The organism is Bacillus sp. JJ664, assembly GCF_036962205.1.
Lineage (GTDB): Bacteria > Bacillota > Bacilli > Bacillales > Bacillaceae_G > Gottfriedia.
The window spans coordinates 1-8,221 of record NZ_JBALMS010000171.1 but is presented as its reverse complement, the minus strand read 5'-3'; the positions used below and the strand labels follow the sequence as shown (position 1 = coordinate 8,221).

Below are 8,221 nucleotides of genomic sequence, written 5' to 3'. Positions count from 1 at the left end.
GGAGTTCAAACTAAAAATATTCGTCTTTTGGTAAAGTATTCTACTAAAAAATCGCTAATATGTTATTCATAAAAAAGAGCCGATCTTAAGATCGGCTCTATCATTCTAAAAATAATTTCGATTAAACTAGTTTATAAAGCTTAGAATATTTCTCTTCTAAATAATCTATGAAGTATGAAACGTTTAAATCTTCACCAGTAATATCAATTAGTAATTCTGATGGTTTTTTTAATTTTCCATATTGATGAATATGTAAAGTAAGCCAATTTACGATTTGATGTAACTCACCACTTTTTAGAAGTTGTTCATAATTTGGTAAGTCTTGTTTCATTTTATGTTTAAATTGGGCTGCATACATTGCTCCTAGCGCATATGATGGGAAATAGCCAAAGTCTCCACCAGACCAATGCACATCTTGAAGTACACCTTCACGATTATTCGAAGGAACAATGCCTAAGTATTTCTCCATTTTTTCATTCCAAACCTTTGGTAAATCTTTTACCTGTAAATCACCATCAAAAAGTTCTTTTTCAATTTCGTATCGTACCATTATATGAAGTGGATACGTACATTCATCTGCTTCAATTCTTATATAAGATGGTTCACTATGGTTGATTGCTTGATAGAACTCTTCAACAGTCAAATCTTTAAAGAAATCACCTGTTTTCGCTTTTAATTCTTCATATTGCGTTTCCCAAAATTCTAAACTTCTTCCAATCATATTTTCAAAAAATAGTGATTGTGATTCATGAATACCCATTGATGCCCCAGAACATAAAGGTGTTCCAATTAAATTAGCTGATAGATTTTGTTCATAAAGCGCGTGGCCACATTCATGAATCGTACCAAATAAAGCACTCATAAAATTATCTTCAATGTATTTTGTTGTAACTCGTACATCACCAGGGTTTAATGTAATTTGAAACGGGTGTACTGTTTCATCCAGTCGTCCTGATTGAAAATTATATCCTAATTTACGTAATACATTTTCANNGAATATCTTTAGAAATTGGTTGAAATAATTCATCTCTTTGAAGTGAAATACCAGAATTAGAAATTTTTGAAACTAGTGGCACAAGACTTTCTCGTACCTTACTAAACACTTCATCAAGCTTTTTCGTCGTCATACCAGGCTCATAGAAGTTAAGTAAAGTATCATACTTTTTATCCGTATAACCCCAGTACTCTATAAATTTCTTTTTCATTTCAACTATTTTCTCTAAATATGGCTGAAATGTTAAAAAATCTCCAGAATCCTTCGCTTCTTCCCATGCCGATTCACTTAAAGCACATAATTTTACATATTCTGCATATTCATTTTTTGGAATTTTACAGTTTAAATCATATTCTTTTCTACATTCTTTAACTGATTTCTCTACAATTTCACTTATTCGTCCTGAACCAATTTCACTTTCAAGACGTGTCAAATATTGATCCATTTTTTCTGAAGTCGTCATCTCGAATACTTCTGAAGAAAGTTGACTGATTACATTTGAGCGCTGCTCTGCCCCATTTTTTGGTGCGCCTGTACGTAAATCCCAATACATTACATTAATGGCTTCATTATAATTTTCAATTTTCTTTAAATAATCAGTAAATTCTTCTTGAACTAAATGTAATTCCATTTTTCTCCCTCTTTTCAATGAACTTGATATTTTCACTATCATTCTATCATATTTATGACTAAATTCTTCCAATTTTTATCTAGGACATTTGTAAAACATTTATAGTACAATGTGTTTTAGGTGAGGTGTTCGTATGAGAATTTTATTATTAGGTGCAACTGGAAGAGTCGGAAAACAGATCCTTGATTTATTATTAGAAGCGAATCATGAAGTAACAGTATTGGTAAGAGATAAACAAAAACTGTCAATTCAACATCCATTACTCCATGTATTTCAAGGTGATGTATTACAATTAGAGGATATAAGAAAATCCATTGAAGGAATTGATGGCGTCATTTCAGCGTTAAATACAAACGAAAATGAAACCCTATCAAAATCAATGCAAATTCTTGTTCCACTTCTTGAGGAACGTCATATTAAACGTATTGTTACAATCGGTACAGCAGGAATTTTACAATCTAGAGTTGAGCCAAATACTTTACGTTATTTGAGTTCTGAATCAAAACGAAAGTCAAAAACAGCAGCTAGCGATCATGAAAAAGTATTCCATTTATTAAATGGTAGTCGACTGAATTGGACAATTGTTTGTCCAACGTATTTACCAGATGGTCCTATTACCAAAAACTATCAAGTTAGTGAAAACTTCTTACCATTGGATGGAAAAAGTATTTCAACGGGTGATACGGCTCATTTCGCAGTGAAAGTGTTTTTTGAAGAGAAATTTATTCAGAGAAGGGTTGGTATTTGTTATTAGTACAAAAAAAAGCTAGCATTCGCTAGCTTTTTATTATTGGTTCTATAGGTAAACTTTTTAATACTTTATCATAAGTCTCTTGTTGCAAATCATTTTCTATAAATAGAATGATTTTACCATGATCTTCATGACTACGAATTAGTCGACCGATTCCTTGTCTTAATCTAAGTAGCATATAAGGTTCATCAATTTCTGTATATGAGTTAGCAGCATTTTGACGTTTTGATTGGAATACTGGATCATTTGGAGGGAATGGTAATGAATGGATAATTACCTGGCTTAATGATTCCCCTTGAATATCAAGTCCTTCCCACAGATGAATAGCACATAGTGACGCTGTCTGATTTTCTTGGAACTTTTGAACGACCGAACTAATCTCTTCTTCACCTTCAAAATAAAGCGGGAATTGTAAATTTTCTTGTTCAGTTAACGTCTTGAATTGTTTCATTTCCTTTGAAGAATTAAACAATACTAAAGAGCTACCGTTATTATTTTTTAATGCTTCAATCATGATGCGGTTTTTCTGTTCTGTTTCGTTTTGGTTAATTTTATTTATTTCAATTTTCATTTGTTCTTCATAATCAAATGGAGAATTAACAGAAAAAGATAAATAATCTTTAATACCTAAACTATTTGCGATATATTCAAATGAACTATTTTGTGAAAGCGTCGCTGACGAGAATAGTATTGGCATTTTTTGTTGGAATACTTTCTCTTGTAATAATTCATTAACAGCTTTCGGCATAATGACAAGCGTTAACTCGTTTTGGTTATACTCAATCCATTGTATTGCCGATAGTTCATTAATAAATAAATTCAAACAACGCTCAACATCATCTAAATGTTCATCAACAATATTTAATTGATATTCATCAATTGTATACATTTCACTTTCAAAAACTAATTCATCCCCGATTTTACTGATTTGAGCTTTCAGTCGTTTTGCTAATGAAATTAATTGATTGTTCATATTTAATTGATAACGTTTTGATCCTTCAACTTCTACGCTGTTATTATCTAATTCGAAAAAGAATTGATCATATGTTTCCAAAGTATCTTCCAATAATTCTTGGAAGCTCTCTCTAGTACCAGATTGCATTAAGAATGAAAGAAACGTATTTAAAGTTTCTTGTTGTAATCTATATGTTAATGATTTTTGGCTAGCAAACTCTAATAAATGACCTTCGTCAAATACAACACAGCTAGGATTTGGTAGTAGTGGTAACTGACCTTCACGCTTTCTTGAATCGACAGTCCAAATATGTTCCATATAAAACTCTTGAGAACAGACAATTAAATCAGTTGCTTTACGATAGTGTTCTCTTGAAAGAGTTTGTCCACAACGATGTCTTTGATCACATGTTGAACAATCTTGAAAATAGTCATAAGAAATCGTGTCCCACTCTTCATCTGTTAACTCTTTATATTCAGTTCGATCTCCATATGGTGTAAATGTTTGTAATGTACCATAATCGTTTACAAAACTTGGTAAGTTATCATACACAGCCAAAACTTGATCTGACGTCTCATCTTCTGTACGCTGAATATCTAGCTTTTTAAGACATAAATAATTTGTTGTTGATTTTGCTAATCGCACATCAATTGATAAATTTAAAGCATTTGATAATTTTTCAATATCACCATTCTTTTTAACAAGCTGTTCAATTAAAGATTCATCTGCACAAGCGATAATCGCAGGCTTCCCAGTATATCTTGCATAGCATAAGCAGTACAGTAAATAAACAAATGTTTTACCCGTTCCAACACCTGCTTCAGCAAAAATAACCTTCTTTTCTTTAAAAGCACGTTCGACTTGATACGCCATAAAAATTTGTTCATCTCTTAATTCATAACCAGCCTCTGGTAATAGATCGTAAAAAACATCTCCAATCCATTCCCCAAGCTTGTCTATAAATGAATCTTGCTTCCCTACCTCAAAAGGTAATTTTGATGTTGTACTCATTGCTACCCCCAAAATGTATAATAAAAAGAAAAAAGTTCTCTATGAGAACTTTACATTCACTAATTTATTTGTTGTTACATTGATGTTAAAAAATAGTCTCTAATGGCTATCATACAAAATATTTACTAAAAGTACAATAATACGAGCTAAATATAAAGGAAGAGGTAGATTTTTGTTTCAATTTTAAATTCTAGTTTCTAATAATTGATTTAGTAGGATTTGAGACTTTAGGCCTTCTTCTCCATCAATTTCAGGTTTTTGGTCATTTTGAACACAGTCTATAAAATGATTGATACAATCTTCAAAGCCTCGCTGCTTTAAAGTAGTGTCCCATGAAGGAGCTGTTGAAATCGAAAGTTGGTTACTCGTCTCCGTCTCCATTGAATTCATGTTCTTCACACGAATGATCGCCCCTTCTGTTACAAGTTCTAATTTTTCTAGATTAGTACCTGCCTTACGATGCATTTCTGTAAAAATCGGTACATTTAAATCAGATTTAAATAAATGCCCAGCGTAAATTAGATTCTTTTCATTATTTACATTCATTGTGGAATCGATAACATTCATATCACCATTCGCTAACCACCTAGCTGTATCTACTAAATGAAGATAATCATCTAACATCGTGAATTCATAGGAATTTGGACCGATGCTATCCGTTCTATGTTTTTCAAAACGAATTGAAGCAATGTTATTTGCTTGCTGTTTTGCAGCTACATACATTGGTGCGAATCTTCTATTAAATCCTACCATTAATTTTCGATTATGTTTGATTGCTAACGCTACTAATTTTTCAGATTCTTCAATACTAGCGGCTAGAGGTTTATCAACATAAACATCTTTCCCTAAAGATAATAGAAAAGAAACTACTTCAAAATGTGTGCTAGTTGAGCTATGGACAAATACTGCATCACATTGATCAGCAAGAGTTTGTAAGCTACTAAAATCTTGAATACGATATTGTGAACATATTGAATTGCGTTTATCCTTACTTGGTGAATATGCACCTTCAAAACTCCAGTTTGTTTCTTTTGTAAGTATCGGTAAATAAGCTTTTTGAGCAATATTCCCTAAGCCGACCATACCAATGCGTGGTTTCTTCATATATCTCATCCCTTTAAACTTATTTCATTTCACTTATAGTCATTTTAACAAATTTATTTTGAAACTGTTTATGTAAACACTCATATCCTACACAAAAATTAGAGATGAACTCAATGATTATGGGAAAACTTTAAATATGTCCAAACTAATAATATTGTATAGGAGATGATTGATTGTACTTGTATTCATTGATTCAATCAAATTTTGACACAAATGATGATGTAAGTGTAGTAAGAGATCTTTATTTACTACAACATGAGAAGCACTTTACAAGTGATGAATTCCATGACATGGTAATGAGCTTTAAAAGTACTGCAGAAACAAATTGGCATGTTGCACATCTTCTTGAAAAAAATCATGGCTTTAGAATTGTTCCATCAATCAACTTATAAGAATTCATTCGTTTCTTTGTAAAAAAAGTACTAATTAGTATTTTAATTAGTACTTTTTTACATTACAAATATTTGAGCTAGATTGCCATTAAATACTTTAAAAAGCGTGTCTCCATAAGTGCACAATTAAAAATCCCTTGGTGGACGTTTTCCAAAGTATTGGTAATAATCTGTTTTAATAAAACCGTTAAACAATTTACGTTTTTTAGTTGCAGGTTTACTGTAGAATTGTTCAAAGCCTTCATGACTAGTTAAAACATAAACCGACCATGTGTCTAATTTCGTGTAAACTTGACCCATATCAGCATATAATTTTTCAACATATGGACGATCATTTAAACGTTCACCATATGGTGGATTTGTGACTACATAACCATAGTCTAATCTAGTCGTAAAATCCTTTACTTGCATTTGCTTAAATGAGATTGAATCTGCTAATCCTATTTCATCAGCGTTCGCTTTTGATACATTAATCATTCTATGGTCGATATCTGAACCAATTATCTCTAACTTTTGATCATAATTTGCCATATCATCTGCTTCTTGTCTTGCTTCATCCCAACGTTTTTTACCAATCCAGTGCCATTCCTCTGAAGCAAAGCTTCTAAAAGAACCTGGTGCAATATTTTGACCAATTAAGGCAGCCTCAATTGGAATAGTTCCTGACCCACAAAATGGATCAACAAATGGTAAATCAGCATTCCAGTTCGTTAATAAAATTAATGAAGCTGCAAGTGTTTCTTTTAATGGCGCTTCGCCTTGTTCAACGCGGTATCCTCTTTTATGTAATCCTTCACGGCCTGTTGTATCGATTGTTAAGGTAACAATATCTTTTAAGATGGAAACTTCAACACGGAATAATGGACCATCCTCAATTAACATACCTTGTATATTTTGAATCGTTTTTAATTTATCAACGATTGCTTTTTTTACAATCGCTTGACAGTCAGAAACTGAAAATAGTTTCGATTTTTGAGATTTACCTGTAACAGGGAATTGTCCATTTCTAGGAATAAACATATGCCATGGTAATGCTTTTGTTTTCTCGAATAATTCATCAAAAGATGTTGCTTTAAATTCACCAACTCTAAGCTTTACACGATCCGCTGTTCTTAGCCATAGATTCGCTTTCACGATACCCTCTTCATCAGCCTTAAATAAAACGCGGCTATTTTCAACTTGTACATCTTCAAACCCTAAGCTTTTAACTTCTCTTGCAACTAATGCCTCAATTCCCATAGCAGCAGTTGCAATAAGTGTATATTTAGTCAATTTTTTCACCTATCTCATTCAATAAGAATGCACTTTTCTATTTTTATTTTCCATATCTTCATTATGAACAAAACACGTCAAAATTACAAAAAACTCTCCAAGATTAGAGAGTTTTAAACAGTTTCATCATTTCATATGTTCTGTAAGCCATGTTCTGTTCCTTAGTACTTCAAACGGCTCTCGCCTCGTACGTAAAGGTGGTAATCATCTATCTACAGAAATACTCTGTCCCTTTCTAAGTTCAATTCCTTCGAAAGGATTCCCCTACCATAATTTGGGTTTCTCGCTCGTGGGGTTTACCGCGTTCCACTCCTCTCATTTCTTCGAGGACTACGTCACTGTGGCACTTTAAAGGTAGTAGAACCATATCCATAAAGGACTTAGGTCCGTTCCCTGCCGTTAGCTTTACCAGCTACCCTATCTTATGACTTCGATAGGCACGAACACTACAGCCATCTCAGGTCTGTGCGAGCATGGACTTTCCTCAACAACGTCAAGCGTTGCAGCGATTACCCGAACATAATGAAACGAACATTATCTAGTATAGTAAATTCTACTTTAGTTTGCAATGCTTTCTTTCATAATTAGATTAGTAAAAATTATTCGAATAGTTTACTACCAAAAACATGCTTCTCTAAATTAGACAATCTTTTTAATACATCCGTATTCGTATTGTTAAATGGCGAAGGTGTTGGAGTTGTATTTTTTTGATCTTCTAATAATTTTTTATACTTTGCATTTTCTTGTTGTAGGGCTACTATTTGATTTTGAAACGATTCATAATCTTTAATAACTGTATCTAAGTATTGGTCAACCTCTTCTTGATTATATCCACGCATTGAAACTTTGAACTCTTTGTTTAGGATATCTTTTATACTTAGTTTAATTTTTGTTGATTCCATTTGTGTCACCCCAAAACATTTAGAAATATTTACCTTCTATTTTTTCAGAGACTTAATAAATTGTCAATTATCTATTCTATATTTCCCTATAATCATTCGCATCATTCTCAATAAATTCCTCTGCAATCACTTGTAAATCATCAAATGTTACTAAATCAATCGAATATTGATATAATTCTTTTTTCCTAATCGCTAAATCATACAAATAT

At 32.2% G+C, this 8,221-nt stretch carries 6 protein-coding genes, 1 other RNA gene and 1 pseudogene; 2 read left to right on the top strand and 6 right to left on the bottom strand.

The annotated features are described in order from the left end of the window. Positions 1-121: 121 nt before the first annotated feature. Positions 122-1,625: pseudogene (locus tag V7056_RS19410) on the bottom strand (carboxypeptidase M32). A 133-nt stretch (positions 1,626-1,758) separates the two neighbouring features. Here V7056_RS19410 and V7056_RS19405 point away from each other — a divergent pair. Then, positions 1,759-2,379, top strand: a complete 621-nt coding sequence (locus tag V7056_RS19405) for an NAD(P)-dependent oxidoreductase (RefSeq protein WP_499704035.1) — start codon at positions 1,759-1,761, stop codon at positions 2,377-2,379. A gap of 22 nt (positions 2,380-2,401) precedes the next feature. On the opposite strand, the gene V7056_RS19400 is transcribed toward V7056_RS19405, so the two are convergent. After that, positions 2,402-4,342, bottom strand: coding sequence for an ATP-dependent DNA helicase (locus tag V7056_RS19400; protein WP_499704034.1), 1,941 nt, complete (start codon positions 4,340-4,342; stop codon positions 2,402-2,404). A 183-nt stretch (positions 4,343-4,525) separates the two neighbouring features. Beyond that, a complete protein-coding gene (locus V7056_RS19395) occupies positions 4,526-5,446 on the bottom strand; it encodes a Gfo/Idh/MocA family protein (RefSeq protein WP_499704033.1) in 921 nt (306 codons plus the stop codon). Between the two features lie 173 nt (positions 5,447-5,619). Between V7056_RS19395 and V7056_RS19390 the strand changes: the two genes are divergently transcribed. Then, complete coding sequence (locus tag V7056_RS19390) at positions 5,620-5,838, top strand: hypothetical protein (RefSeq protein WP_499704032.1); 219 nt, start codon at positions 5,620-5,622, stop codon at positions 5,836-5,838. Between the two features lie 126 nt (positions 5,839-5,964). On the opposite strand, the gene V7056_RS19385 is transcribed toward V7056_RS19390, so the two are convergent. The 3 genes from V7056_RS19385 to gpsB form a co-directional block, all read right to left on the bottom strand. Continuing rightward, complete coding sequence (locus tag V7056_RS19385) at positions 5,965-7,110, bottom strand: THUMP domain-containing class I SAM-dependent RNA methyltransferase (RefSeq protein WP_499704031.1); 1,146 nt, start codon at positions 7,108-7,110, stop codon at positions 5,965-5,967. Positions 7,111-7,248: 138 nt separating this feature from the next. Continuing rightward, positions 7,249-7,631: RNase P RNA component class B (gene rnpB, locus V7056_RS19380), an RNA gene on the bottom strand. 78 nt (positions 7,632-7,709) lie between these two features. Then, positions 7,710-8,012 carry a cell division regulator GpsB gene (gene gpsB / locus V7056_RS19375; protein WP_499704030.1) on the bottom strand — a complete coding sequence of 101 codons (303 nt, stop codon included), beginning with the start codon at positions 8,010-8,012 and terminating at the stop codon, positions 7,710-7,712. Positions 8,013-8,221: the final 209 nt, after the last annotated feature.

What these genes read in the sequence shown, in the direction of transcription:
- V7056_RS19400 (WP_499704034.1), bottom strand. Translation starts at nt 4,342, where the DNA reads ATGAGTACAACATCAAAATTACCTTTTGAGGTAGGGAAGCAAGATTCA.
- V7056_RS19395 (WP_499704033.1), bottom strand. Translation starts at nt 5,446, where the DNA reads ATGAAGAAACCACGCATTGGTATGGTCGGCTTAGGGAATATTGCTCAA.
- V7056_RS19405 (WP_499704035.1), top strand. Translation starts at nt 1,759, where the DNA reads ATGAGAATTTTATTATTAGGTGCAACTGGAAGAGTCGGAAAACAGATC.
- gpsB (WP_499704030.1), bottom strand. Translation starts at nt 8,012, where the DNA reads ATGGAATCAACAAAAATTAAACTAAGTATAAAAGATATCCTAAACAAA.